The 24,629-nt window shown below is 72.9% G+C and carries 27 protein-coding genes and 1 pseudogene; 15 read left to right on the plus strand and 13 right to left on the minus strand.

What is annotated here, in order from left to right; all coding sequences use genetic code 11:
• Both Aau02nite_RS04310 and Aau02nite_RS04315 read left to right on the plus strand, forming a co-directional pair.
• The gene (locus Aau02nite_RS04310; protein WP_212986995.1) at positions 1-348 is read left to right on the plus strand and encodes a hypothetical protein; all 348 of its coding nucleotides are present in this window, start codon (positions 1-3) and stop codon (positions 346-348) included.
• A gap of 9 nt (positions 349-357) precedes the next feature.
• On the plus strand, positions 358-1,098 hold the full coding sequence (locus tag Aau02nite_RS04315; protein ID WP_212986996.1) for an SAM-dependent methyltransferase: 741 nt from the start codon (positions 358-360) through the stop codon (positions 1,096-1,098).
• On the opposite strand, the gene Aau02nite_RS04320 is transcribed toward Aau02nite_RS04315, so the two are convergent.
• Both Aau02nite_RS04320 and Aau02nite_RS04325 read right to left on the minus strand, forming a co-directional pair.
• Positions 1,095-1,397, minus strand: a complete 303-nt coding sequence (locus tag Aau02nite_RS04320; protein WP_212986997.1) for a DUF1905 domain-containing protein — start codon at positions 1,395-1,397, stop codon at positions 1,095-1,097. The genes Aau02nite_RS04315 and Aau02nite_RS04320 overlap by 4 nt on opposite strands.
• 133 nt (positions 1,398-1,530) lie before the next feature.
• Positions 1,531-1,971, minus strand: a complete 441-nt coding sequence (locus tag Aau02nite_RS04325) for a PPOX class F420-dependent oxidoreductase (RefSeq protein ID WP_212986998.1) — start codon at positions 1,969-1,971, stop codon at positions 1,531-1,533.
• Positions 1,972-2,020: 49 nt separating this feature from the next.
• Between Aau02nite_RS04325 and Aau02nite_RS04330 the strand changes: the two genes are divergently transcribed.
• The 4 genes from Aau02nite_RS04330 to Aau02nite_RS04345 all read left to right on the plus strand — a co-directional run bounded on the left by Aau02nite_RS04330 (position 2,021) and on the right by Aau02nite_RS04345 (position 5,432).
• Positions 2,021-2,386, plus strand: coding sequence for a MerR family transcriptional regulator (locus Aau02nite_RS04330; protein ID WP_246594884.1), 366 nt, complete (start codon positions 2,021-2,023; stop codon positions 2,384-2,386).
• 21 nt (positions 2,387-2,407) lie between these two features.
• Positions 2,408-3,631: a cysteine desulfurase-like protein gene (locus tag Aau02nite_RS04335; RefSeq protein ID WP_212986999.1), complete on the plus strand. Its 1,224-nt coding sequence runs from the start codon at positions 2,408-2,410 to the stop codon at positions 3,629-3,631.
• Positions 3,632-3,672: 41 nt separating this feature from the next.
• The gene (locus Aau02nite_RS04340) at positions 3,673-4,449 is read left to right on the plus strand and encodes a maleylpyruvate isomerase family mycothiol-dependent enzyme (protein WP_212987000.1); all 777 of its coding nucleotides are present in this window, start codon (positions 3,673-3,675) and stop codon (positions 4,447-4,449) included.
• 185 nt (positions 4,450-4,634) lie between these two features.
• Positions 4,635-5,432 (plus strand): ATP-binding protein, encoded by a 798-nt coding sequence (locus tag Aau02nite_RS04345; protein WP_212987001.1) that lies wholly within the window; start codon positions 4,635-4,637, stop codon positions 5,430-5,432.
• Positions 5,433-5,440: 8 nt separating this feature from the next.
• Here the strand turns inward: Aau02nite_RS04345 and Aau02nite_RS04350 are convergent, their stop codons facing one another.
• Together Aau02nite_RS04350 and Aau02nite_RS04355 are read right to left on the minus strand one after the other, a co-directional pair.
• Positions 5,441-5,686: a nucleotidyl cyclase domain-containing protein gene (locus tag Aau02nite_RS04350; protein WP_212987002.1), complete on the minus strand. Its 246-nt coding sequence runs from the start codon at positions 5,684-5,686 to the stop codon at positions 5,441-5,443.
• A complete protein-coding gene (locus tag Aau02nite_RS04355; RefSeq protein ID WP_212987003.1) occupies positions 5,653-6,045 on the minus strand; it encodes a GGDEF domain-containing protein in 393 nt (130 codons plus the stop codon). The genes Aau02nite_RS04350 and Aau02nite_RS04355 overlap by 34 nt, the downstream gene beginning before the upstream one ends.
• Between Aau02nite_RS04355 and Aau02nite_RS04360 the strand changes: the two genes are divergently transcribed.
• Both Aau02nite_RS04360 and araD read left to right on the plus strand, forming a co-directional pair.
• Entirely contained in the window at positions 6,031-6,624 is a 594-nt protein-coding gene (locus Aau02nite_RS04360; RefSeq protein WP_246594885.1) for a RidA family protein, read from the plus strand. The genes Aau02nite_RS04355 and Aau02nite_RS04360 overlap by 15 nt on opposite strands.
• Positions 6,625-6,713: 89 nt before the next feature.
• Positions 6,714-7,433, plus strand: a complete 720-nt coding sequence (gene araD, locus Aau02nite_RS04365; protein WP_212987004.1) for an L-ribulose-5-phosphate 4-epimerase AraD — start codon at positions 6,714-6,716, stop codon at positions 7,431-7,433.
• Between the two features lie 4 nt (positions 7,434-7,437).
• Here the strand turns inward: araD and surE are convergent, their stop codons facing one another.
• Together surE and Aau02nite_RS04375 are read right to left on the minus strand one after the other, a co-directional pair.
• Positions 7,438-8,331, minus strand: a complete 894-nt coding sequence (gene surE / locus Aau02nite_RS04370) for a 5'/3'-nucleotidase SurE (RefSeq protein ID WP_212987005.1) — start codon at positions 8,329-8,331, stop codon at positions 7,438-7,440.
• A 5-nt stretch (positions 8,332-8,336) separates the two neighbouring features.
• Positions 8,337-9,263, minus strand: a complete 927-nt coding sequence (locus tag Aau02nite_RS04375) for a 1-phosphofructokinase family hexose kinase (RefSeq protein ID WP_246594886.1) — start codon at positions 9,261-9,263, stop codon at positions 8,337-8,339.
• A 67-nt stretch (positions 9,264-9,330) separates the two neighbouring features.
• On the opposite strand from Aau02nite_RS04375, the gene Aau02nite_RS04380 reads away from it, so the two are divergent.
• Positions 9,331-9,927 (plus strand): hypothetical protein, encoded by a 597-nt coding sequence (locus tag Aau02nite_RS04380; RefSeq protein ID WP_212987006.1) that lies wholly within the window; start codon positions 9,331-9,333, stop codon positions 9,925-9,927.
• Here Aau02nite_RS04380 and Aau02nite_RS04385 read toward each other — a convergent pair.
• From Aau02nite_RS04385 to Aau02nite_RS04410, 6 genes are all read right to left on the minus strand, one after another.
• On the minus strand, positions 9,842-10,345 hold the full coding sequence (locus tag Aau02nite_RS04385) for a CAP domain-containing protein (protein ID WP_246594887.1): 504 nt from the start codon (positions 10,343-10,345) through the stop codon (positions 9,842-9,844). The genes Aau02nite_RS04380 and Aau02nite_RS04385 overlap by 86 nt on opposite strands.
• 134 nt (positions 10,346-10,479) lie before the next feature.
• Positions 10,480-11,298 (minus strand): DUF899 domain-containing protein, encoded by an 819-nt coding sequence (locus Aau02nite_RS04390; RefSeq protein WP_246594888.1) that lies wholly within the window; start codon positions 11,296-11,298, stop codon positions 10,480-10,482.
• A 49-nt stretch (positions 11,299-11,347) separates the two neighbouring features.
• Entirely contained in the window at positions 11,348-11,698 is a 351-nt protein-coding gene (locus Aau02nite_RS04395; RefSeq protein WP_212987007.1) for an ArsR/SmtB family transcription factor, read from the minus strand.
• The gene (locus Aau02nite_RS04400; protein ID WP_212987008.1) at positions 11,685-12,122 is read right to left on the minus strand and encodes an SRPBCC domain-containing protein; all 438 of its coding nucleotides are present in this window, start codon (positions 12,120-12,122) and stop codon (positions 11,685-11,687) included. Before Aau02nite_RS04400 ends, Aau02nite_RS04395 begins: the two co-directional genes overlap by 14 nt.
• Positions 12,123-12,224: 102 nt before the next feature.
• The gene (locus Aau02nite_RS04405) at positions 12,225-14,906 is read right to left on the minus strand and encodes a molybdopterin-dependent oxidoreductase (RefSeq protein WP_212987009.1); all 2,682 of its coding nucleotides are present in this window, start codon (positions 14,904-14,906) and stop codon (positions 12,225-12,227) included.
• Positions 14,903-15,706: an FAD binding domain-containing protein gene (locus Aau02nite_RS04410; RefSeq protein WP_212987010.1), complete on the minus strand. Its 804-nt coding sequence runs from the start codon at positions 15,704-15,706 to the stop codon at positions 14,903-14,905. The genes Aau02nite_RS04405 and Aau02nite_RS04410 overlap by 4 nt, the downstream gene beginning before the upstream one ends.
• Positions 15,707-15,938: 232 nt before the next feature.
• On the opposite strand from Aau02nite_RS04410, the gene Aau02nite_RS04415 reads away from it, so the two are divergent.
• Together Aau02nite_RS04415 and Aau02nite_RS04420 are read left to right on the plus strand one after the other, a co-directional pair.
• A complete protein-coding gene (locus Aau02nite_RS04415; protein WP_281420956.1) occupies positions 15,939-17,159 on the plus strand; it encodes an APC family permease in 1,221 nt (406 codons plus the stop codon).
• Positions 17,160-17,272: 113 nt separating this feature from the next.
• The gene (locus Aau02nite_RS04420; protein ID WP_212987011.1) at positions 17,273-17,962 is read left to right on the plus strand and encodes a response regulator transcription factor; all 690 of its coding nucleotides are present in this window, start codon (positions 17,273-17,275) and stop codon (positions 17,960-17,962) included.
• A gap of 9 nt (positions 17,963-17,971) precedes the next feature.
• On the opposite strand, the gene Aau02nite_RS04425 is transcribed toward Aau02nite_RS04420, so the two are convergent.
• On the minus strand, positions 17,972-19,810 hold the full coding sequence (locus tag Aau02nite_RS04425; protein WP_212987012.1) for a diguanylate cyclase domain-containing protein: 1,839 nt from the start codon (positions 19,808-19,810) through the stop codon (positions 17,972-17,974).
• Positions 19,811-20,111: 301 nt separating this feature from the next.
• Here Aau02nite_RS04425 and Aau02nite_RS04430 point away from each other — a divergent pair, with 301 nt between their 5' ends.
• The 4 genes and pseudogenes from Aau02nite_RS04430 (at position 20,112) to Aau02nite_RS04445 (ending at position 24,623) form a co-directional block, all read left to right on the plus strand.
• A complete protein-coding gene (locus Aau02nite_RS04430; protein ID WP_212987013.1) occupies positions 20,112-21,476 on the plus strand; it encodes an ABC transporter substrate-binding protein in 1,365 nt (454 codons plus the stop codon).
• A gap of 115 nt (positions 21,477-21,591) precedes the next feature.
• Positions 21,592-22,534, plus strand: a pseudogene (locus Aau02nite_RS04435) (carbohydrate ABC transporter permease).
• Positions 22,531-23,445, plus strand: coding sequence for a carbohydrate ABC transporter permease (locus Aau02nite_RS04440; protein ID WP_212987014.1), 915 nt, complete (start codon positions 22,531-22,533; stop codon positions 23,443-23,445). The pseudogene Aau02nite_RS04435 and the gene Aau02nite_RS04440 overlap by 4 nt, the downstream one beginning before the upstream one ends.
• 77 nt (positions 23,446-23,522) lie before the next feature.
• Positions 23,523-24,623 (plus strand): DNA glycosylase AlkZ-like family protein, encoded by a 1,101-nt coding sequence (locus Aau02nite_RS04445; RefSeq protein ID WP_212987015.1) that lies wholly within the window; start codon positions 23,523-23,525, stop codon positions 24,621-24,623.
• Positions 24,624-24,629: the final 6 nt, after the last annotated feature.

Consider the following 24,629-nt stretch of genomic DNA (forward strand, 5'->3'; position numbering starts at 1 on the left):
GTGCAGCCGGGCGACCGGGACGCGGCCGAGACCACCCAGTCCCCCGAGCAGACCCAGCAGTACGTCACGCTCTACGAGTCGCTGCGCGGCTTCGACGAGCGGGCCGCCCTCGACCGGCTGGCCATGCCGCGGCTGGTGTTCGCCGGCGCCGACGACAACATCCGCTACGGACCCCGGTGGGACAACGCCTACGTGGCGATCGCGGGCGCCGTGCGGGAGCACCACGACGAGCTCGGCAAGCTGGGCTGGACGGTGGAGCTGCCGGCGGACGCCGAGCACATGAGCGCCATGCAGGCCGGCCGGGTCCTGGCCGTCCTGGTGCCCTGGCTGCGCGAGCACTGGTGTTGACTCGGCAGGATGGATCGACGACTCAGCAGCATCGCGCACTCGCACCACCCGATCGCGGCCCCGGTCCTCGGGGTCAACGTCAACCGCCTGCTGCGCCGGGCCGGCCGGCAACCGGCGGCCCGGATCCTGGACCTGGGCTGCGGTGAGGGCGCGTGGGCCCTGCAGGCCCTGGCCCACTACCCGGACGGTCACGCGGACGGCGTCGACACCAACCCGTACGCCCTGGAACGTGCCGCCACCGCCGCGGCCGAGCGGGGCCTCGCCGACCGGCTGACCCTGCACGAGCGCGACGCCCGCAGCTACGTGCCCGACGGCGACTACGACCTGGTGCTGTGCGTGGGGTCGACACACGCGTTCGGGGGTTTCACCGAGACGCTCACGCTCGCCGGCCGGCACGTGCACCCGGACGGTGTGCTACTGGTCGGCGAGGGCTTCTGGGAGGTTCCGCCGCCACCCGGAGCCCTGGCCGCGCTGGGCGCGAAGGCCGAGGACTACACCGACCTGGCCGGGCTGACCGACATCGCCGGGCAGGCCGGCTGGGAGCCGGTGTACGCCCACATCAGCGACACTGCCGAGTGGGACGACTACGAATGGTCGTGGACCGGCTCGCTCACCGAGTGGGCGCTGGACAACCCGGGCCACCCCGACGCCGCGGCCGCCCTCGCCCTGGCCCGGGAGCACCGCGAGCAGTGGCTGCGCGGCTACCGCAAGGTGCTGGGCTTCGTGACGCTGGTGCTGCGGCGCCACTAGAAGTCGAGCAGCTCCACGCGCACTTTCACGGTGTCGCCCTCGCCGAGGCCCTCCGCCTTGCGGACGGCCCGTTTGACCGGCAGCACGTAGGCGCCGCGCTTGCCGTCCGGGAAGATCGACGTGGTCCAGACGCTGCCCCCCACCGTGACGCGGACGCGCACCGACCCGAAGCCGCGCGCCTGCCCGGCCGTCAGCTCGCGGATGTCCTCCGACTCGGCGACCGGCAGGCTGACGAAGGTCCAGCTGTCGAGCCGCCGGGCATCCCAGATCCACAGCTCGGCTTCGAAATCGACCACCACCGCCGGAGCATCGCACGGGGGTCCGACAAGACGGCCGAGGTTGCCTTCCGGCCCGCCGCACCCGAACATCGCCGGGCAGCGGGCCACGGCCGAGGCGATCGACCTGGGCCTGTTCCGCTGATCCCGGCCGGGGTCAGCGGATCCTGGCGCCGTACACGTGGTCGACCGTCATGATCATCAGGACCCGGCGGTCGGCCACCATCACCGACCGGTACTCCGCCCAGTCCGGGTGCTCCCCGGCGGCACGACGGTAGTAGTCGACCAGGGCCTCGACCTCGGGGCCCTCGGGGTCGGAGCCCGGGCCGACGAGGGTCGCCACCCCCTCGGCGGTCGCCCAGGCCCAGCCGTCCGCCCGGGTGACCTCCAGGGTGGCGCGCGGGTCGCGGCGCAGGTTGGCGGTCTTGGCCCGGCCCTCGGTCATGGAGACGTGGATCAGGCCGGTTCGCGGGTCGTAGTAGGGCGTCACCGGGGACAGCTGGGGACGGCCGTCCGCCTTGATCGTGGCGAGGACGCCGAGCCGGCTCTCCGCGAGCAGCGTGCGAGGGTCGAACGGCGCGGCCGAGGGAGAAGTCATGGCACAATCATCAACCTTCATACCGGTGTGAAGGTCAAGGAGAACCGCGGTGCTGATCGGAGAACTCAGCCGGCGGACCGGAGTCCCGGCCCACCTGCTGCGGTACTACGACTCCCAGGGGCTGTTGAGCCCCGGCCGCGGCCCCAGCGGCTACCGGGAGTACGCCGACGAGGCCGTCGTGACCGTGACCCAGATCAGGAAGCTGCTCGAGGCGGGCCTGTCCACCCCGGAGATCGCCTTCCTGCTGCCCTGCGTCAGCGGCACGGCCCCCGACCTCGAGCCCTGCGCGGAGCTGCTGGACACCCTGCGGTCCCGCCGCGACGAGCTGGACGAGCGCCTCGACACCCTGGCCCACTCCCGCAAGCTCCTGCAGGACTACATCACCACGGCGGAACGGCGCGCGGGCCCCGCCTGAGGCTGCGTTAAGGTCGGGCCCATGACGTACGACGTCGCCCGGGTCCGGGCCACCTACCCCGCTCTGGCCGAGGGCTTCGCCCACCTCGACGGAGCAGCCGGCACCCAGGCCGCCGGGCCGGTCGTCGACGCCGTCGCCGGCACGCTGCGGCGGGCCGTGTCCAACCGCAGCCCGGCCTTCGAGCCCGGCCGCCGGGCCGGGGAGATCGTCGCCGCGGCCCGGGCAGCGGTGGCCGACCTGGTCGGCGGCGAGCCCGGCGGGGTCGTCTTCGGGCCCAGCGCGACCGCCCTGACCTACGTGGTGGCGCGGACACTGGCGCAGTCCTGGCGGCCCGGTGACGAAGTGGTCGTCTCGCGGCTCGACCACGACGCCAACGTGCGGCCGTGGGTGCAGGCCGCCGAGGCCGCCGGGGCGATCGTGCGTTGGGCGGAGTTCGACCCCGACAGCGGGGACCTGCCCGCGAAGCAGTACGCCGAACTGGTCGGTCCGCGTACCCGGGTGGTGGCGGTGACCGCGGCCAGCAACGTGACCGGCGCGATGCCCCAGGTGCGGGAGATCGCCGACCTGGCGCACGCGGCCGGGGCGCTGGTCCACGTCGACGGCGTGCACGCCACCGCGCACGTGCCGACCGATGTTCGGCGGCTCGGCGCCGACTTCTACGTGACGAGCGCGTACAAGTGGTCCGGTCCGCACCTCGCCGCGGTGATCGCCGAGCCGGCCCGGTGGGAAGGGCTGCGGCCGGCCAAGCTGATCCCGTCGTCCGACGCGGTGCCGGAGCGTTTCGAGTCCGGCACCCCGAGCTTCGAGCTGCTGGCCGGGGTCACCGCCGCGGTCGAGCACCTGGCCGCCCTGCCGGAGCTCGCCGGCGGAGCTCCGGCCGCAGCGGGTACGACGCGCCGGGACCGGGTGGTCGCCGGCCTGACCGTGGCCGCCGCGTACGAGGCGGAGCTGCTGGAACGGCTGCTGGCCGGCCTGGCGGCCGACCCGGCCGTGACCGTCCAGCCGGCCCCGGCGCAGCGGTGCCCGACGGTGTCGTTCCGGGTCCGCGGGGAGTCTCCCGCCGAGACCGCCGGGCGGCTCGGCGAGCAGGGCATCTGCGTCTTCTCCGGCGACTACTACGCCTACGAGTACTTCACCGCGACGGGGCTGCGCGACAGCGGCGGCGCCGTACGGGCGAGCATCTACCACTACAACACCGTCGGCGAGGTGGACCGGCTGCTGGCCGCGCTGGAGGCCGGCCGGTAAATCGCTGTCCGGTCGCCGCAGCGCAGTGATAGACACTCGGCGTGACCCACACCCTGCAGTTCCCCGATCTGCTGCGGCTGATCGACGACCGGTCGAACGCCTTCCGCGCGGCGCTGGCGTCCGCGCCCGGTCTCGACCTTCCGGTGCCGACCTGTCCCGGATGGACACTGGCCGATCTGGCCCAGCATCTGGGCGAGGGGCGCCGCAAGTGGGCGGCCATCGTCGCCGCGGGCCCCGCCGACGCTCCCCCGGCGAGATCCGGATGGGAGTCGACGGCGCCCCAGGACCGCGAGGCCCTGCTGGACTGGTGGACGGAGTCGACGCGGCAGCTGCTCGACGCGCTGCGCGAGGCCGGCCCGGACCGGGGCTGCTGGACGTGGTGGGGCCGGTCGCAGTCACCGCAGACCACCGGTGCCGCCGCCCGGCACCAGCTCCAGGAGATCGCGGTGCACACCTACGACGCCCAGGTCACCGTGGGCAGCCCGCAGCCGCTGCCGGAGGAGGTCGCTCTCGACGGCGTCGAGGAGTTCCAGGTCACCTGCTGCGCGACGACGGCCGCCTGGCCGCACGAGCCCGCCGTCGTCGACTACCACGCCACCGAGGGCCGTTCCTGGCGCCTGTGGCTCTCGGCCGGCGGCGCCCGGGTCGCCCCGCTGCCCCCGACCGCTGACGGCGCGGACGCCGCCGACGCCTCCGCCCGGCTCACGGCCAGTGACCTGGTCCTCTTCTTCTACGGCCGGATCCCGCCGGAATCTCTCGAGCTCGACGGCGACAAGCGTGTCTTCGACCGCCTCATCGCCTGGGACCCGGACGCGTGACCGCCCTCGATGGCCCGCCGACCGACGGGGCGCCCATTGAAATGCATCATGCCTACCGCATCGACGGGGCGCGCTGCGTCGCTCGTTAGGGTGGTGGCCCGAGACCCGCGTTGACGGCGGGTGACGACGCGAACAGACTCCCAGATGGCCGTGCGACGAGGGCGGTCTCATTCGGGAGTGATTCCATGGCGGAGGTCGGTCCTCCTTACCTGTTCGGCGGCGACGATCGCGGCGCGTGCTTCTCGGTCACCTGCGATGTGGAGACCGGCCTGCTGGAGATCACCGTCCGCGGCCGGTTCAGCCTGCGCCTGAGCACGGAGCTGTACGGGGGCCTGCGCAAATGTCTCGTCGAGCATCCCACCGCGATCATCGCCGACCTGGCGGAGTTCGACGACCCGTACGCCGTCAGCGCGGCGATGTGGCTGTCGGTCAACAGAGCCGCCGCGGCCATGTATCCGCCGGTCGGGCTGGCGCTGGCCCTGTCTCCGGTGGCCCCGCTGGCCGGCCGGTTGCGTCGGCTCGGCGCCGGCCAGTTCCTGCCCGCCTTCCCCACTGTGGCGCAGGCGCGGGCCGCGATGGCCAAGCCGACGCCACCGACCGAACGCCTCTGCCTGAGCCGGCTGCCGCCGGAGGCGTCGTCGGTCGAGGTGGCCGGCGAGCTCGTCGACATCGCCTGTGACACCTGGCGGATGCCGGAGCTGGTGGCCCCCAGCCGGGCGATCATGTCGGCGCTGGTCGGCAACGCCATCGAGCACGCCGGCACGGACCTCGGCGCGGCCGTGTGGCGGCGCGGCGCCGGACTGCACCTCTCGGTGCGCGACGGTGATCCCCGGCTGCCGCGCCTGCTGCACCACCCGGCCGGCGAACGCGGCCGGGGTCTGCGCACCGTGGACGGCAAGTCCACGGCCTGGGGCGCCATAACCACCGGTGACGGCAAGATGGTCTGGGCGACGCTGCGTACCCGGCGGCAACGCCCGTTCTGACGACCGGCTCAGCCGGTGCTCGACAGGGCGGCGGCTGCCGGGGACTGCCGGCTGTGCTCCGGGACGCCGGAGGCGACCACCCGGTCCTTTCCTTCGTGCTTGGCCCGGTAGAGGGCCTTGTCGGCGATCCGGAGCAGATCGTCGAACTCGGCGTGCCCGAGGTTGGCGCACACGCCGAAGCCGGCGGTGAACCGGGGCGTACCGCCGTCGATCGCCTCGCTCAGCGCGGCCCGCAGCCGGTCCAGGACCAGCACCGCGCGAACGCCAGCCGGCCGCCGTCGCGCAGGCGCGCGCGGACCGCGCTCTCGAACGCGCGCCGGTTCGGCAGGCCGGTCAGCGCGTCGGTGCCGGCCTGCATCCGGGCCAGCTCGAACGAGCGCAGCGTGCCGATCCGGTTGCTGGCCTGCGCGCCCAGCAGGGACAGCCCGGACAGCGTCTCGGCGGCGGGCACCCGGCCCGCGGCGCCGGTGGTGTGCAGGACGCCCAGCGACCGGCCCATGAAGGTGACCGGCACACAGACCGCCGAGAACCGGCCCTGCGGACGGTTCCTGAGCTTGGGGCAGGCGTCGAGCGCCTCGCTGTCGTCGAGGGAGACCAGGTGACCGCGGCGCACCGCGACACAGTGGAAGGCCGAGGTGACCGGGCAGCACGGCGGCTCACCGGCGCCCCCGGTGGCGCGGGTGGTGAGCCGGGTGTTGGCGGCGGCCATCGCGCTGCGGGCGGCATCGAACTCGGCGCGTACCTCGGTGGCCGACTGCCCGGTGCCGCCCCCACCGACCGCGAGCGCGAACGCCCGCTGCGGGTGGACGATCAGGGCCGGCTGCCCGGGCGCAGCGATCGGGAGATCCCGCCGGAGGCGATCGCCGGCAGCCTCGTACGCGGCAAGGTCGGTGCGGACGTCACGGCTGAGCAGGCGCGGGAGGCCGCCCGGCTGACCGGCCTGTTCCTGCTGTCGACGCTGCGGGCCGAGCTCGGCTCGCTGGACCGGGTGACGTCGGTGCTCAAGGTGTTCGGCATGGTCAACTGCGCGCCCGGGTTCACCGCGACCCCCGCGGTGATCGACGGGTGCTCGGACCTGCTGGTGCGGGTCTTCGGCCGGGAGACCGGGGCGCACGCCCGCTCCGCGATCGGGGTGGCCGAGCTGCCGTTCGACATCTGCGTCGAGATCGAGATGATCGTGGCCGCCGGCTGATCGGACCGAATGTGGCGTCCCGGTCGACGGAGACACCGTGTGAACGTTAACATCAGCGGTTGACCGCCCCGGACGCGAAGGAAGACCGCATGACCGACGACCAGGCACTGCGCGAGGCCGTACTGCAGGCCAACCGGCTCATCCCCAAAGCCGGCCTGGCCGCGCTCACCTGGGGCAACGTCAGCGGCGTGGACCGGGCCGCGGGCATCTACCTGATCAAGCCGTCCGGGGTCGCCTACGACGACCTGACCGCCGACCTGCTCGTGCCGGTCGACCTCGAGACCGGCCGGGTCGTCGCCGGGCGGCTGAAGCCGTCGGTGGACAGCGAGACCCACCGCGCGTTCTACCTGCGGTGGCCCTCGATCGGCGGGATCACGCACACCCACTCCACCCACGCCGTCGCGTTCGCCCAGGCGGGCCGGGACGTGCCGGTGCTCGGCACCACCCACGCCGACACCTTCAGCGGTCCGGTCCGGGTCACCCGGGACCTCACGCCGCAGGAGTGCGCCCAGGACTACGAGTTCAACACCGCACTGGCGGTCATCGAGCTGATCGGCGACGACGAGGCGGCGCAGGCCACCCCGGCGGCACTGGCGGCCAACCACGGCCCGTTCACCTGGGGCAAGGACGCCGGCAAGTCGGTGGAGCACGCCATCGTCTGCGAGGCCGTCGCCGAGATGGCGCTCAAGACCCTCGCCCTCAACCCGTCCGCCGCGGCCCCGCAGTGGCTGCTGGACCGGCACTTCTCCCGCAAGCACGGCGCCGGGGCCTACTACGGCAACGACCTGAGCAAGGCGACCGGCGCCTGACCGGTCAGGGCCGGCGGGCGGCTTCGTCGGCCGGGGTCCGGGGGCGGACGATCCCCTCCGGTACGCCCGTCCGCCCGGCGTCCCCGGGCACTGTGAGATCGCCCGCCTCACCCAGGGGCTGTACGGCGGTGAGGGTGGCGTAGCCCTCGGCCAGCAGGTCGATGTCGCTGCCGGCCACCCGGTCCGCGTTCTGCTCGATGGTCATCCGGACGAAGTCCTCCCCGGACTCCCCGACGGCCATCTGCACCTGACCGAACGGGGCCAGCGTCGCCCGGCGCAACCCGGCGACCCGGTCCGGCGCGCGATCGGGAACGTTGAGGTTGAGCACCGTTCCGGCCGGTGCGTCCACCAGCCACGGCAGCAGGCTCGCGGCCAGCTCGGCGGCGGTCGACCAGTGCCGCTGCTCGTCGTCCACCGTGTCCAGTGCGGCGATCGCGGCGCCACCGCTGGCCGCGCTGCCCTCCGCCGGCGACAGCACGTCCAGCGAGACGGCCATCGCCCGCGCCCCGCCGGCCGCCGCGGTCACGGCCGCGCCGACCGTGCCCGAGTGCAGGATCGCCCGTCCGGCGTTGGCGCCACGGTTGATCCCGGAGAGCACCAGATCCGGCACCGGCCCGAAGACGCCCAGGCCGGCCAGCAGGGCGATGTAGGCGGGCGACGCCGCGACCGCGAACGTCGGCACGTCCTCGAGCCCGGCCAGCGACGTACGGCTGAACCGCACCCGGCCCTCCTCCGTGACGGCCGTGAGCGCGGCGCTCATCCCGCTCGCCTCCTCCCGGGGTGCCGCCACGGTCACGTCGTACCCGGCGTCGCGCGCCGCCCGGGCGAGTCGGCGGATGCCCGGGGCCTGGACGCCGTCGTCGTTGGTCACCAGCAGCCGCGGCCGAGATCCGTCCATGTCCCCTACTTCTTGTCGAGGGTGTCGAGGCTGACCCGGCCGGCGAGCTCCGCCACCGCCTCAGCGCGGCCGGATCCCAGCCCGTGACGGGTGACGTTGAGCGCCCCGGCCGCGGCGCCGGTGCGGATCGCCTCCTCGGTGTCGCCGCCGCGGGCGAGGACCGCGGCCACCCCGGCACTCATCGAGTCGCCGGCGCCGCGGTGGTCGGCGATCCGCAACGGCGGCTGGCGTACCTCGATCACCCGGTCCTCGACGAAGGCCAGCGCCGGGTCCCCGGCCCGGCTGATCAGCACCGAGCCGGCGCCGCGGTCACGCAGCTCGCGCCCCGCCCGGACGAGGGCGTCGGCGCTGTCGTCCTCGGCCAGACCGTCGTCGATGAGCTCCTCGTGGCTCACCTTGAGGAACGTCACGCCGGCATCGACCACCGCCGCCAGGTACGGGCCGGACAGGTCCGCCACCACGGCGCCGCCGTTGGCGGTCAGATCCGCCGCGAGGCGGCCGTAAACCTCGGGATCGACCAGGGCGGGATCCTGCGGGCCGCTGAGCACGCTGACCGGAGCGCGCAAACCCTCGGTCAGCGTCACGCTGTAGAGCTCGTCGAGATCGTGGCGCAGCAGCGGCGTGCCGGGATGCTGCGCCAGCTCGGTCCGGTTGCCGTCGCGCCGGTCGTGCACGTACCAGCCGCTGGAGGACTCCCGGCGGATCGCGCGCACGGTCACGTCCTGCTCCACCAGCTGCCGCTCGACCACCTCGCCGGCCTCACCACCGACGGTCACGCACAGCGTGACGGGCACCCCGAGCGCCGCGATCATGCGGGCCTGCCAGACGCCCTGGCCGCCGGGATGGACGTGCAGCTCGACCACATCGGCCTGTTGTTCGAGAGTCACGGTCAGCAGTGGCACCGGCGCGAACACCATCACCCGAGCATCCATGACGCACGTCATTCCCCGTCCGGCGGGACTCAACCGGGTCATTGATCTGCTTCGTTGTCGTGGGGCGGTGACCGAGACGATGGACCAGCCCGTCGCCGTGGCGGTCAGTGACGGCAGCGTCGCGGTGGCGGCCACCCTCGCCGGCCGGTCCGGCACAGCGGTGATCGGGCGTCTCGACGACACCGGCCTCAAGAAACACATCCCGATCGGCACCCGCGACGCGCGCCGCCTCAGCATGGCGGTGGACGGCTCGCCGGTCACCCTGCGCCCCGGTTCCGGGCGGTACCGGCGCGGCTCGTACCAGGTGACCGTGGTCCACGGCGCGGTGACGTACCGGTTCCGTCCGAAGAGCCCGGACGTCAGCCGGCTCACCCGCGACGGCCGGCGGCTCGGTGACTTCGAGCTGACCACCGCCGGCACGGTCGACATCACCTGGCACGAGGAGGCGGCGGCCGAGGTGAGCGTGACGGACGCCGCCGTGGGAACGGTGCTGGGCGCGGCGTCCGGCACGGGAGCGCAGTTCTTCCTGCTGATGCTGCTCGACCTGCTCGGTCAAGTGCCCGACCGGCGCGTTCCGCTCAGTAGCCGAAGACCTGGGTGTAGTACGGGGCGCCGTTGGCGGCGTACGCGACGCCCACGCCCACCGTGCGCGACTTGCAGTTGAGGATGTTGGCGCGGTGACCCGGGCTCTTCATCCAGGCGTTGACGAGATCGGTGGCGGACCGGTAGCCCCAGGCGATGTTCTCGCTGGACGGGCGGGCGAAGCCGGCGGCCTTGGCCCGCACCACGAAGGTGGAGCCGGCGCTGCCGGTGTGCGAGAACGTGCCGGTCCGGGCCATCCAGGTGCTGTGGCCGACGGCGGCCGCGGTGAGCTGGGCGTTGACCGTGACGGCACTGCAGCCGCCCGCGGTGCGCCGGGCGTTGGTGAGGCGGACGACGTCGGCCTGCACGGTCTGGGCCTGCACGCTCTGGGCCTGTGCGGTCGCCGGTGCGGCTTCGGCCGGGGACGCGACCATCGAGACGCCGACGGCGGCGGGGGCGATGAGGGCGGCCAGGGCGAAACGGCGAAGAAGCGAGCGCAAGGAGGTTCCTCTCGGAGTACGGCGCCTGGCCGATCGCCAGGTTCACCGTTCCCTTCGGCCCTGCCCCGGACGCTTTGATCGCAGGACGGATGCCCCTGCGTCGCCGTTCGGTTGCCGGCGCCCCGCCCGGCGCGTCAGGTCCCGTACGCGTCGGGCACGCGCATCGCGGGGCCGCCGACGTGCAGGCCGAGCGGCGTCGCCCGGCCCGGGGGCTCCTCCCACGCCTCCTGCCGGCCGAGCGCGGTCAGGTCGAGGTACGGGTAGCCGTTGTGGAAGTCCTCGATGCCCCGCCCGTACGTGGAGTAGGTGTGGAAGACCTCGTCGCCGACCCGCAGGAACACGCTGATCCCGGGCAGCTCCGAGCCGCGCATGCCCGGCGTCCACGGTCCGCCCGTCCACGGGGTGCCGGCCTCGGCCAGCTCGTCCTCGGTACGGAAGTGCAGCAGCACCGGCGCGACCCGGTCGTCGAGGGTGGCGTGGAAGTCGAAGTTGAAGCTGGTGCCGTAGGACGAGTACCACGGGAACTGCCACCCCATCCGCTCCCGGAACGCGGCGAGCTTCGGGTACGGCGCGCGCGACACCGCCACGAGCGTGGTGTTGCGGACGTGCAGCTGCCGCAGCCGGCCGATCCCGTCCGCAGCGGAGGAACAGCTCGCGCAGGCCTGGTCCCACTCCGGGGCGAACATGAAGTGGTGCAGCACCAGCTGCCGCCGGCCCTCGAAGAGGTCGAGCAGGCGCACCGGGCCGTCCGGGCCCTCGAAGGTGTACGGCTCGTCGACCCGGACCATCGGCAGCCGGCGGCGGTCGGCGTTGACCCGGTCCCGGGTCCGGGTGAGGTCCTTCTCCTTCGCCAGGAGCTCCCGGCGGGCGGCGAGCCACTGCTCGCGGGACACCACCTCGGGCAGGTTTCCCGCCGGCGCGCTCATGACGCGCGCGCCGGAACGGTGACGCAACGGGGCTCCAGTAGCAGCATCGGACACTCCTGTCAGCGGTTCGGTCAGGTCATCGCAAGTGGTCCCGCAGGGCGGCCAGCGGGCCGTCCCAGTCGCGGGCCAGGGCGCCCAGGAACTGCTGGGCCACCTTCATGGGCGCGGAGTCCACCCGGTAGCGGACCCGGCGCCGCTCGCCCCGCTCAGCCACCACCAGCCCCGCCTCGGCGAGCAGGGCGAGGTGCTTGGCGATGGCCTGGCGGGTGATCGGCAGCTGGGCGGCCAGGTCGGTCGCGGTGGCCGGCCCGCCGGTGGCGAGCGCGGCGAGGATCACCCGCCGGCTGGGGTCGGCCAGCGCGGTGAAGACCTCCTGCGCCACCTGCTCCAGATCCGGCTGGGGCCGGGCGGGATCAGGACCGGCCATCGAGGTACGCGACCAGCTCGCCCAGCTCGTTCGTCCAGCCCTCGATGTTGCCCGAGTAGGCCACCTTGTGCTGGCCGTCGTCCGGGAGCTGCGCGAAGCCGCTCTCGACCATCGTCAGGGTGGTGCCGGTGCCGTGCGGCTCCAGCGTGAACTCGACGTAGGTGCGGCGCGGGTCCTCGGCGGGCAGGCCGCTGACCGGCCAGGTGTAGCCGAAGACGCGCGGCGGCTCGAGGCGCTCGATGGTGAGCACCGCGCTGTCGCCGCTGTCCCAGGTGAGCGTGGCCCGGCCGCCGACGCGCAGGTCGACCTCGGCGCGGTTGCCGAACCAGGTGCCCAGCCCCTCGGCGGTGGTCAGCGCCGCCCAGACGCGCTCCGGCGGCTGGCTCAGCTGGAGGGTGCGCTCGATCCGGTCGGGGAAGGTCATGTCGTCTCCCTTATAGCAACTGCTTGGTTGCCACTCAACATATAGCAATCGAATGGTTGCGTCAACCAGCGGAGCCGGCCGTCCCGTTCCTGAAGGCGGCGCTCATTCAGCCCGCAGCCGCTGCCAGATCCGGTCGCGGGTGAACGGCAGGTCGGTGAAACGCACGCCGGTCGCGTCGCGCAGCGCATTGGCCAGGGCCGGGGCGACCGGGTTGAACGGGCTCTCGCTCATCGACTTGGCGCCGAGCGGGCCGATCGCGTCCTCGGTCCGGGCGAACACCACCTCGGTCGGCGGTACGTCGGCGAACGTCGGCAGGTGGTACTGCCGGAAGCCGGCCGTGGTGACCCGGCCCCCGGCGTCGATGTCCACGTGTTCGGCCAGCGTGGCGCCCAGCGCCTGGGCGACCCCGCCCTCGATCTGGCCGCGGGTCTGCAGCGGGTTGAGCACCGTGCCCGCGTCCGCGCTGTGCACGCTGCGCAGGATCCGCAGCTCACCGGTGCCCGGGTCGACGGCGATGCGGAACCACTGCACGTTGAACGCCACCGAGCGCGGGGTGCCGGTCCAGTGCCCCTCGGCCCGTACCGGCGCCGTGCCGGACGCGGCCAGGTCCTCGAGGCTGACCTGACCGTCCTGCAGGGTCACCGCGTCCGCACCGAGGCTGACCGCGCCCGGTCCGGCCAGCGTGAGCAGCCGCTCGCGCAGCGACCGCGCCGCCTGCAGGACGGCCTGGCCGGCGACCACCACCCCGGTCGAGGCGAAGGCGCCGGTGTCGTGGCCGACCACATCGGTATCGGACTGGCGGACCACGATCCGGTCCGGGGTGGTGCCGAGGGTGTCCGCGGCGAGCTGGGCGTGCACGGTGGTGCTGCCGTTGCCGAACTCGGTCGTGCCGACCGCGATCTCGTAGCGGCTGCCGGGCAACAGGGTGATCGCGGCGTCGGCGAAGTGCCCGCCGGGCGGCCCGGCGGCGATCATCGCCAGGGCCATGCCCTCGCCGACCCGCCACCCGTCCGGCACCGGCTCGGTGAGCGGCCCGGCAGCCGCCGACCGGACGGCGTCCAGGCACTGGTCCAGGCCGTAGCTGGCGATCACCAGGTCGTCGGCATGATCGCCGGGCGCGGCCAGCGGCTCCCCGGGGCGCACGATGTTGCGCTCGCGCACCAGCACCGGGTCCAGTCCGAGCCGGCGGGCCAGCTCGTCGAGCACCGACTCGACCGCGAACGACACCTGGCCCAGGCCGTAGCCGCGGAACGCTCCGGAAGGGACGGTGTTGGTGTAGACCGCGTACGCGTCGACCTTCTTGTTCGCGCAGCGGTAGACGGCGATCGACTCGTGGCAGCCGTGGTACATCACCGCCGGGCCGTGGTTGCCGTACGCGCCGGTGTCCGACACGACCCGCAGGGACAGCGCGGTCAGGGTGCCGTCGCGGCGGGCGCCGGCCTTCATCCGTACGGTGAACGGGTGCCGGGTGGTCGCCGCGGTGAACTGCTCGGCCCGGGTGTACTCCAGCTTGACCGGCCGGCCGGTGCGCCGTACGGCCAGCGCCACCAGGTCCTCGACCAGCATCTCCTGCTTGCCGCCGAAGCCGCCGCCGACCCGGCCGGTCAGCACCCGGACCCGGTCCAGGGGCAGCTCGAACAGCTCGGCCAGGGCCCGCCGGGTCAGGAACGGCGTCTGCGAGCTGGTGCGCAGGGTGAGCCGCCCGGTCCCGTCGAGCCAGCCGATCGCGCCGTGCGTCTCCAGCGCGGCGTGCTGGACCCGGGGCGTCCGGAAGGTCTCCTCGTAGACCACGTCGGCGCCGGCGAACCCCTCCTCGACGTCGCCCAGCTCGGCGTGCAGCTCCCCCACCACGTTGTCGGCCGCGCGCGCGATCCGGTGCCCGGTGACCTTGTCGCCGTGCACGGCGGGGGCGCCGGGCCGCATCGCGGCCTCCGGGTCGAGGACCGCCGGCAGGATCTCGTACGCGACCCGCAACCGCCGGCACCCCTCCTCCGCGGCGGCCTCGGTCTCCGCGACCACGGCGGCGACCCGCTGGCCGACGTGCCGCACCACGTCGTCGAGCACCCGGGTGTCGGCCGGGTCCTCGGTCGGATGCTCGTGGCGGGCGGTGGAGAAGTACCGAGCCGGGGCGTCCTCGTGGGTCAGCACCGCATGCACACCGGGCACGGCCAGCGCCGCGGCGGTGTCGATAGCGGTGATCCGGGCGTGCGCGTGCGGCGAGCGCAACACCTTGAGGTGCAACAGGCCGGGCACGTCCACATCGAAGGTGTAGCGCGCCGTACCGGTGACGACCTGCGGGCCGGCGGGCGCGCCCAGGCCGTCGCCGATCGCCGGTCCGGCGCCGGGCTCGTCGACCGTCCGCACCCCGTTGATCGCGTCGGCGACCGCCCGGTAGCCGGTGCATCGGCACAGGTTGCCCTTGAGCGCGCGCGGCAGGTCGGCCGGCTTCGGCTCGTCCAGGGCCACGGTCGTCATGATCATGCCGGCCGTGCAGAAGCCGCACTGGAAGCCCTGCGCGTCCAGGAAGCGCTGCTGCACGGGGTGCAGCCCGTCCGGCGGCGCGAGCCCCTCGATGGTGGTGACCTGCCGGCCCTGGGCCCGGAACGCCGGATAGACGCAGCTGTGCACCGGCCGGCCGTCGACGTGCACGGTGCACGCTCCGCAGTCGCCGGTGTCGCAGCCCTTCTTGACGCCGAAACAGCCCTCCTGGCGCAGGTACGTCCGCAGGCACTGCCCGGGGCGGGGCGGCTCGTCGTGGTCGGTGCCGTTGATCCGTACGCTCATCCGGCCAGCTCCGCGCGGATCTCCTCGGCGTACCGGCGGGTCAGGTGCCGGCGCCAGGCGGGCAGGCCGTGCACGTCGTCCACATAGTCGTCGGCGGCGATGGTGTCCCGCAGCGCGGCCGCCAGCTCGCCGGCCCCCGGGACCTCGGCGAACCGCAGCTGGAACGGGCGCACGGTCGCGGCGGTGACCGTCAGGACCAGCCCGGCCCCGGCGCGGCGGCCGATCAGCAGCACGGCGGACCGGCCGTGGGCGAACAGCGAGCCCTGACGGAACGCCGTACGGCCGGTCAGCGCGGCGGCCGGCAGCGTGATCGAGCGCAGCAGTTCGCCCGGGGCCAGGGCGGTGGCGCCGTCACCGGTGACGAGCCGCACCACGCTCATGCGTCGCTCGCCGGCCGGGCCGAGGATCAGGCATTCGCCGTCCAGCGCCGCGGTCAGCGCGATCATCGGTCCGGCGGGCAGGGCGGCGCACAGGTTGCCGCCGACGGTCGCCACGTTCCAGATCTTGAAGGAGGCGAGGAAGGCCCGGCAGCAGGCGGTGGCCAGCTCGTGGAAGGCGGTGAAGTGCTGGGCGCCCGCGTACCCGGCGAGGTCGGCGACCGTGCAGGTCGCGGCGATCTCCAGGCCGTTGCCGGACGCGGTGACCGGGGTCCAGCCCGCGGCCACCAGGTCGAGCAGCCGGGTCACACCGGTCTGCGGCTCGGCGAACAGGCCGGTCCCGCCGGCCAGCCAGGCATCCCCCGGCCGCCACTGCCCCACCTCGGCCGGACTGACGACCTCGACGACCGTGTGCAGATCCACGTGCGGTCCCCCGTCCCGACGTACCGTGCCTGACCTGGAACGTTACGGTACGCGCGGGGTGTTTCCGGCGTGCGAACGCTTATCCTCACCCGTCATACGGTGCGGAGGAGCGGAACGGATGCAGCCATGACGATCAGCGTCGTGGCCGTGTCGATCTCGGAGTGAGCACGTCCACCCGGCGTTCATCTCACCCGGCTACAAAGCTGTCCGTGGATCTCGGGAGGATGGGCACGTGGAGCTGACCCGGCGGCTGGGTGTGACCGACGCGGTGGTGGTCGGCCTGAGCGCGATGATCGGCGCGGGAGTCTTCGCCGCGTTCGCCCCGGCGGCGGCGGTCGCGGGCGGCTGGCTGCTGCTCGCCCTCGCGGTGGCGGCCGTGGTGGCGTACTGCAACGCGGTCTCCTCGGCGCGGCTGGCGGCGGTGTACCCGTCCTCCGGCGGCACCTACGTCTACGGCCGCAGGCGGCTGGGTGACGTGTGGGGATTCCTCGCCGGCTGGGGCTTCGTCATCGGCAAGACCGCCTCCTGCGCGGCGATGGCGCTGACCTTCGGCGCGTACGTCGCACCGGGCCACGAGCGGCTGCTGGCGGTGCTCGCCGTCGCGGCGCTGACCGCGCTGAACCTCGCCGGGGTGCAGAAGTCGGCGCTCGCCGCCCGGATCCTGGTGGCGACGGTCGTCGCCGTACTGCTGGCGGTCGTCGCCGCGGGCTCCACCGACGGCCTGGCCCACCTCGGCAGCGGCCCCGAAGTCTCGCCGTGGGGCGTGCTGCAGGGTGCCGGCCTGCTCTTCTTCGCCTTCGCCGGGTACGCCCGGATCGCCACCCTGGGTGAGGAGGTCCGCGACCCGGCCCGCACGATCCCCCGGGCCGTCCCGATCGCGCTCACCCTCACCCTCGTCCTGTACACCGCGGTCGCCCTCACCCTGCTCGGCAGCCTGGGGCCCGCCCGGCTCGCCGCCGCCACCGCGCCGCTGGCCGAGGTCGGACCGGGCTGGCTGGCGCCGGTCGTGCGGGCCGGGGCGGCGCTGGCCGCGCTGGGATCGTTGCTCGCCCTGATCCTGGGCGTCTCCCGGACGACGTTCGCGATGGCCCGCGACCGTAACCTGCCCGGCGTGCTGGACGCCGTCAGCGAGCGGACCGGGGTGCCGCACCGCGCCGAGGCCGCCGTGGGTGTCGCGGTGGCCGTACTGGTGCTGCTGGTGGACCTGCGCGGCGCGATCGGATTCTCCTCGTTCGGCGTGCTGGTCTACTACGCGATCGCCAACGCCTCGGCGATGACGCTGCGCCCCGGCGAGGGCGCCCCGTGGCGGCCGCTGCCGGTCCTGGGGCTCGCCGGCTGCCTGCTGCTGGCGGCGACCCTGCCGCTGCCCTCGGTCGTCGCCGGGCTGGCCGTCTTCGCGCTCGGCATCGCGGTGTGGTGGCTACGCCGCCGCGCCGGCGCCGCGCAGGTGTGATCGGCCGCCGTCGTGTTCCTGCCATGTGGGCAGGGTCTTTCCTCCATGTCCCGACCGGGAGGACTGTCGGGGTGTACCCACCGGGTGCTCACGCTGTGTCTCATGGGGGCGACATGACGGGAAACGCACGGATCCTGGTCGTCGACGACCAGCCGACCATCGTGGACCTGCTGTCCACGGTGCTGACCGGCCACGGCTTCGCGGTCGACACCGCGGGCACCGCGGCACAGGCCGTGGAGAAGGCCGCCGAGCAACGGCCGGACCTGGTCCTGCTGGACGTGTCGCTGCCCGACGGCGACGGCATGGACGTGCGCCGGCGGCTGCGCGCCGAGGGCGCGGAGACCGGGGTGGTGTTCCTGTCCGCCCGGGACACCCGCGACGACCTGGTCGCCGAGCTGGCCTACGGCGACGAGGACTGGATCACCAAGCCGTTCGACGTCGAGGTGCTGCTGGCCCGGGTGTACGCGGCGCTGCGGCGCCTGGACGGCGCGCCGGGCAACCGGGTCCTGCGCTACGCCGACGTGGAGCTGGACCAGCACACCGGCGAGGTGCGCCGGGCCGGGGAGCCGGTCGCGCTGTCGCCGTCCGAGCGGGAGCTGCTGCGCCTGCTGCTGCGGGATCCGGGCCGGGTGCTGTCGCACGACGAGATCCGGGCCGGGGTCTGGCCGGACCTGCCGGGCAGCGGGCACGAGCTGGTCGAGGCCCATGCCGGCTCGCTGCGCCGCAAGCTGGAGCGGCTCGGCCCACCGCTGATCGCGACGCACCGTGGCTTCGGGTACGCGCTCCGCGCCCGCCTGCCCTGACCCTGCCCGTCAGCGCCGGGCGGCGTGCTTGATCCGGTACATCGCCTCGTCGGCCCGGCGCAGCAGAGCCTCCGGGTCGTCCCCGGCGCCCACCACCACACCGACGCTGGCGCCGATGGTCAGCCGGTGCCCGTCCACCTCGACGAGCTCGGCCAGCGCGCTGCGGAACCGCTCCGCGACCAGGCCGGCGGCGGTCGTGCCGGCCCCGGGCAGCAGCACCGCGAACTCGTCGCCGCCCAGCCGCGCCGCCACCGCCGTGGCCGGCAGCGCCGCGCGCAGGCACTCGGCCACCCGCACCAGCACCGCGTCGCCGGCGTGGTGGCCGTACGTGTCGTTGATCGGTTTGAACCCGTCCAGGTCGATGTGCAGCAGCGCGACGCCGCCGCCGAGCGCCGCGGCCAGCCGGCGGCCGAAGAGCACCCGGTTGGCCAGCCCGGTCAGCGGGTCGTGGGTGGCCTCGTGCCGCAGCCGGTCCTGCAGTTCACGGGCGTCGGTGACGTCGCGGGCATTGCTCACCACGGCGCCCACGCTGGGCTCGTGGGTGAGGTTGCGGCTGGTGACCTCCAGCCAGCGCCAGGAGCCGTCCGCGTGCCGGTAGCGCGCCTGGTAGGTGAAGGTCGCACCGGGCGTGGCCATCAACCGCTGCAGGTCGCCCAGCAGCGCGGGCAGGTCGTCGGGGTGGATCAGCGTGATCACCCGGACGCCGAGCATCTCGTGCGGCTCGTAGCCCAGCATCCGGGTGGCCGGGGTCAGGTACGTCATCGCGCCGGTGTGGTCGATCAGCGAGGTGATGTCGGTCGAGTACTCCAGCAGCAGCCGGACCCGTTCCTCCTGCCGGCGCAGCGTCTCCAGGCCGGCCTCCGAGCGCCGGACCAGCAACTCGTTCTCGGCGAAGGTGAGCAGTTGCCGGGCCACCACGACGGCGGTGATCACCAGCAGGCCGCCGAGCGCGACCAGGGCGGTGGTGCTCAGCCCGGCCGGCAGGACAGCGGGCAGGACGGCGAAGACGAGCCCGAGCATGGCGTACGGCAGCACGCTGTAGGTCCGGCGGCGCCGCGCGGGCCGGCCGGCGGCCACGCGGTCGGCGAGTTCCTGCATCCTGGGGGCCACGCTGACCAGGGTGACGGCGGCGAGCTGCAACGCCAGCTGCACCCGCCACCCGGCACTGCCCGGCAGCACACCACCGTTGACGCACTGCAGCACCGCGGCGGCGCCGAGCGGGGCGGCCGCGGCCGAGCTGATCGGGCTGTGCCCGCCCATGATGAGGCGGGTGACGGCGAAGGTGGTCACGACCGCGATGGCGACCGCGGCCATGGAGGCGTCCGAGCTGACGCCCAGGGCGGCCGAGCGGTCGGCCATGAACCAGATGGCCACGACCGCGGCCGTGCCGACCGCGGAGGTGTCCAGCAGGTAGCGCAGCCGGGCCCGGCCGGACGCCGGCGGGCGCGGGTGGGTGAGGGCGGCGACCACCAGCACGGTGACCCCGGCCAGCACGCAGATGCTCTGGAAACGGCCGGTCGCCACCGCACCGGCGTCGGGACTGTGCAGCGCGCCGGCGAGCCGGCCGAGGTGGCCGGCCAGCAGCAGGCCGCCCATGGCGGTCACCGAGCGCCAGAAGCGCCGGTCGGCCGGGTCGCGCCCGGGCCGGCGGGCGAGCCGCAGCGCACCGGCCAGCAGGAAGAGGTTGAGGACCGGGCCGAGCCACGAGCGCAGCAACACGTGCACCGCGATGCCGCCCGGCCCCCAGAGCAGCCAGCAGATCGCCGTCAGGGCCACCCCGGCCAGGGTGAGCAGCACCGGGTCGGTCGCGACCGTACGCAGCAGCGAGCGGGACCGGGCGGGCGGCATCGCGATCCTCCTGCGGGCGTTCGGGCTCGGCACGGCCACGCCGCGCCCACCTACTACACCGGTACGGGGTAGCGGTCCGGGTGCGCCGCCGGGGTGACATCGGTGCGGCGGCTGACCTGCCCATTGACGGTTAGTTTTCTTAACCGTTTAAGGTCTCCGCTGGCCCGGTGCCGAATCGTTACTCGGTTGATCAAGCGGAAACATTGCGAAACACCGTTTCCACCTCTTGACTGGCAACCGGGGGAACCGGAGACGGTGACGGTGATGTCACGCCCCGGCGTGATGTGAGATAGGGAGAGGTATGTTCGGTCAATCCAATAGCCCGCGCTTCAGGAGCGCGCTCGCCGGCACGCTGGGCATCGGCCTGGTGTTCGGTCTGGCCGCTTGCGGCGGCAGTGATGACTCGGCCGACGATTCCGACACGGCCGCGCAGTCCATCGACTGCGCGCAGTTCAGCTCGTTCGGAGACCTGAAGGGCAAGACTGTCTCGGTCTACACGGGCATCGTGACGCCCGAGGACACGGCGTACAAGGACTCGTACAAGCCTTTCGAGACGTGCACCGGCGTGACCATCAAGTACGAGGGCGACAAGGCCTTCGAGACGCAGATCCTGGTCCGCGCCAAGGCCGGCAACCCGCCGGACCTCGCCATCGTGCCGCAGCCGGGCCTGCTCAAGCAGCTCGTGGCCACCGGCAAGGCGGTCGAGGCTCCGGCCGAGGTGGCGGCGAACGTCGACAAGTTCTGGGGCGAGGACTGGAAGGCCTACGCCACCGTCGACGGCAAGTTCTACGGCGCGCCGTCCGGCGCCAGCGTCAAGTCGCTGGTCTGGTACTCGCCCAGCGAGTTCAAGGACGCCGGCTACACGGTGCCCACGACGCTCGACGAGCTCAAGACGCTGACCGACAAGATGGTCGCGGACAAGAAGAAGCCGTGGTGCGCGGGCATCGCCAGCGGTGAGGCGACCGGCTGGCCGCTCACGGACTGGCACGAGGACATGATGCTCCGGCTCTCCGGCCCGGAGACGTACGACAAGTGGGTCAGCCACGAGATCCCGTTCAACGGCCCCGAGTCGACGGCGGCGCTGGACGCGGCCGGCGCGTACCTGAAGAACCCGGCCTACGTCAACGGCGGCCTGGGCGAGGTCAAGAGCATCGCCACGACCACGTTCCAGGACGCCGGTCTGCCGATCCTCGAGGGCACCTGCTCGCTGCACCGCCAGGCCAGCTTCTACGCGGCGAACTTCCCCAAGGGCACCAAGGTGGCCGAGGACGGCGACGTCTTCGCGTTCTACCTGCCGGGCAAGACCGCCACGGACAAGCCGGTGCTCGGCGGTGGCGAGTTCAACGTGGCGTTCGCGGACCGTCCGGAGGTCAAGGCCTTCCAGACGTACCTGTCGACCGACACGTGGGCGAACATCAAGGCCAAGCTCTCGCAGGGCTGGGTCAGCGCCAACAACAAGATCGACCCGAACAACCTGAGCAACCCGGTCGACAAGCTGGCCGCGACCATCCTGCTCGACCCCAACGCGACGTTCCGCTTCGACGGCTCGGACCAGATGCCGGCCGCCGTGGGCTCCAACGCCTACTGGAAGCAGACGACGAGCTGGATCACCGGACAGGACACCAAGACGACGGTGGACAACATCGAGAAGGCTTGGCCCAAGTGATCTGAATCTTCACCAGGGGCCGGTCGCCGCAAGGCGACCGGCCCCGCCGCTCTCCAGAGGAGGTACGGGTCGCGTGTTCGACACCGCCGACACCACCGCCGAGAAGATCACGCAGATGTTCGCTGCGATCCTTCTCTTCGCCGCGGTCGTGGGCATCATCCTTTTCATCGCGGGCCGTTTCGGCGGCCGCCGCGGTGACCGCATCGTCGCCTATTCCTATCTCGCCCCCACGGTGCTCATGCTGCTCGTCGGGCTCGTCTACCCCCGGCGTGCGCACGATCTACCAGTCGTTCTTCAACGCGGCGGGCAACGCCTTCATCGGCATCGACAACTACAAGACGATCTTCACCGACGGCGATCAGCTCACGGTGCTGCGCAACACCGTCTTCTGGGTCGTGGTGACGCCGTTCGTGGCCACCGCGGTCGGGCTGCTCTACGCCATCCTGGTCGACAAGGCCAAGATGGAGTCGTTCGCCAAGTCGCTGATCTTCCTGCCCATGGCCATCTCGTTCGTGGGCGCGTCGATCATCTGGAGCTTCGTCTACGCGTACCGGCCGGACCAGGCCAACGTGAAGCAGATCGGCCTGCTCAACCAGGTGCTGGTCTGGCTGGGCGGGACCCCGCAGCAGTGGCTGGTGGACTCACCACTGAACACGTTCCTGCTGATCGTGGTCATGATCTGGATCCAGGCCGGCTTCGCCATGACCGTGCTGTCGGCGGCGATCAAGGCCATCCCGGACGACATCATCGAGGCCGCCCGCCTCGACGGCGTCACCCCGTGGGGCATGTTCCGCTTCGTCACCCTGCCGGCCATCCGCCCGGCGGTGGTGGTCGTGCTGACCACCATCGGCATCGGCACGCTGAAGGTCTTCGACATCGTCCGCACGATGACCGGCGGCCAGTTCAACACCAACGTCATCGCCAACGAGTTCTACAGCCAGAGCTTCCGCAGTGACAACCAGGGCCTCGGCGCCGCCCTGGCGGTGCTGCTGTTCTTGCTGGTCATTCCGATCGTCGCCTACAACATCCGGCAAGTCCGCAGTTCGGAGGCGCTATGAGCACTGTGACCCCGGTCACCACCACGCCTCCGCTGACGCCGGAGAAGGTGACGGCGGCTGCGGTCGCCAAGAAGAAGCTGACCTCGCCGTGGGCGTCGCTCGCGGCGATCGTCATCGCGGTGCTCTGGACGCTGCCGACGTTCGGATTGCTGGTCTCGTCGTTCCGCCCCGAGCGGGCGATCAAGACGACAGGATGGTGGACCTTCTTCACCGACCCCACCGTCACCCTGGACAACTACCGAGCCGTGCTGGACTCGGAGAGTGGCGCGGGCCTCGGCTCCGGCTTCGTGAACTCGCTGGTGATCACCATCCCCTCGGTGCTCATCCCGATGAGCCTGGCCTGCCTGGCGGCGTACGCGTTCGCCTGGATCAAGTTCCCCGGCCGCAACGTCCTGTTCCTGGCGATCTTCGCCCTGCAGATCGTGCCGCTGCAGGTGACCCTGATCCCGCTGCTCACGCTCTACGTGGACGGTGGACTGGCGAACACGTTCTGGACGATCTGGATCTCGCACTCGATCTTCGGCCTGCCGCTGGCGATCTACCTGCTGCACAACTTCATGCGGGAGATCCCGGCCACCCTGCTGGAGGCGGCCCGGGTGGACGGCGCCGGGCACGTGTCGATCTTCTTCCGGGTGCTGCTGCCGCTGCTGCGACCGGCCCTGGCCGCGTTCGGCATCTTCCAGTTCCTCTGGGTGTGGAACGACCTGCTGGTCGCCCTCACCTTCGCGGGCGGCGGCGACGCCGTCGCCCCGATCACCGTGGCGCTGGCCAACCTCAGCGGCACCCGGGGCACGGCCTGGCACCTGCTGTCGGCCGGCGCCTTCGTGTCGATCCTGGTACCGGTGACGATCTTCCTGTTGCTCCAGCGGTACTTCGTCCGCGGCTTGCTCGCGGGCAGTGTCAAGGGCTGACCCGCACTGCTGAGGGGCCCGGGACCGCCACGGCGGTTCCGGGCCCCTTTGTCGTACCCGGCGGCTAGGTTCGGGTGATGACAGTGCACAAGCTGTCGCGGGCCGAGGCGCGTCGCGTCGCCGTGCGCGCCCAGTTGCTGGCCGTCCGGGCCGCGAGCGGGTTGTCCGATGTGGTGCGGCGCTTGACGCTGGTGCAGAACGACCCGGCCACAGCCGTCGCGCCCAGCGCCGACCTGGTGCTGTGGGCCCGGCTCGGCTCGTCGTACCGGCCCGGGCAGCTGCGTGACGCCCTCGACGAGCAGGTCCTGCTGGAGCTGGACGGGATGGTCCGACCGCCGGAGGACCTAGCGCTGTACCGGGCCGAGATGGCCGAATGGCCCGGGCGGCCGCCCCTGCGCGAGTGGCAGGAGGATCTGCGCGAGTGGGTCGACGCCAACAACGGTTGCCGGCTCGACATCCTGCACCGGCTGCGCGCCGACGGCCCGCTGACCGCCCGCGAGCTGCCGGACACCTGCGAGATCCCGTGGCGTTCCTCCGGCTGGACGGACAACCGCAACGTCACGAAGCTGCTCGGCTTCCTGGTCCAGCGGGGCGAGGTGGCGGCGGCCGGCCGGCGCGGCCCTCATCGCCTGTGGGATCTGGCCGAGCGCGTCTACCCGGACGACGTGGTGCCCTACGGGGAGGCGCAGCGCCGCCGCGACGAACGCCGGCTCAGCGCGCTGGGCATCGCGCGGGCGAAGGCGCCGAAGAGCCCGAGCGAGCCCGACGACGTGGGCGCCGCGGGTGAGCCGGCCGTCGTCGAGGGGGTCAAAGGCCACTGGCGGGTCGACGCCCGGCACCTGGACCAGGGATTCACCGGCCGGGTCGCGCTGCTGTCCCCGCTCGACCGCCTGGTGTTCGACCGCCGGCGCCTGCGCGAGCTGTTCGAGTACGACTACCAGCTGGAGATGTTCAAGCCGGCCGCCAAGCGCCGCTGGGGCTACTGGGCGATGCCGATCCTGGACGGCGACCGGCTGGTGGGCAAGCTGGACGCCGCCTCGGACCGCAAGGCGGGGGTGTTCCGGGTGCACGCGATCCACCAGGACGTCCCGTTCACCCCGGCGCTGACGGACGCCGTGCAGCGCGAGGTGGCCGAGCTGGCGAGCTGGCTCGGTCTGGACCTCGCGCTGCCGGCGTGACGCTCA

It is taken from the genome of Actinoplanes auranticolor (assembly GCF_018332655.1).
In the GTDB taxonomy this organism is placed as follows: Bacteria; Actinomycetota; Actinomycetes; order Mycobacteriales; family Micromonosporaceae; genus Actinoplanes; species Actinoplanes auranticolor.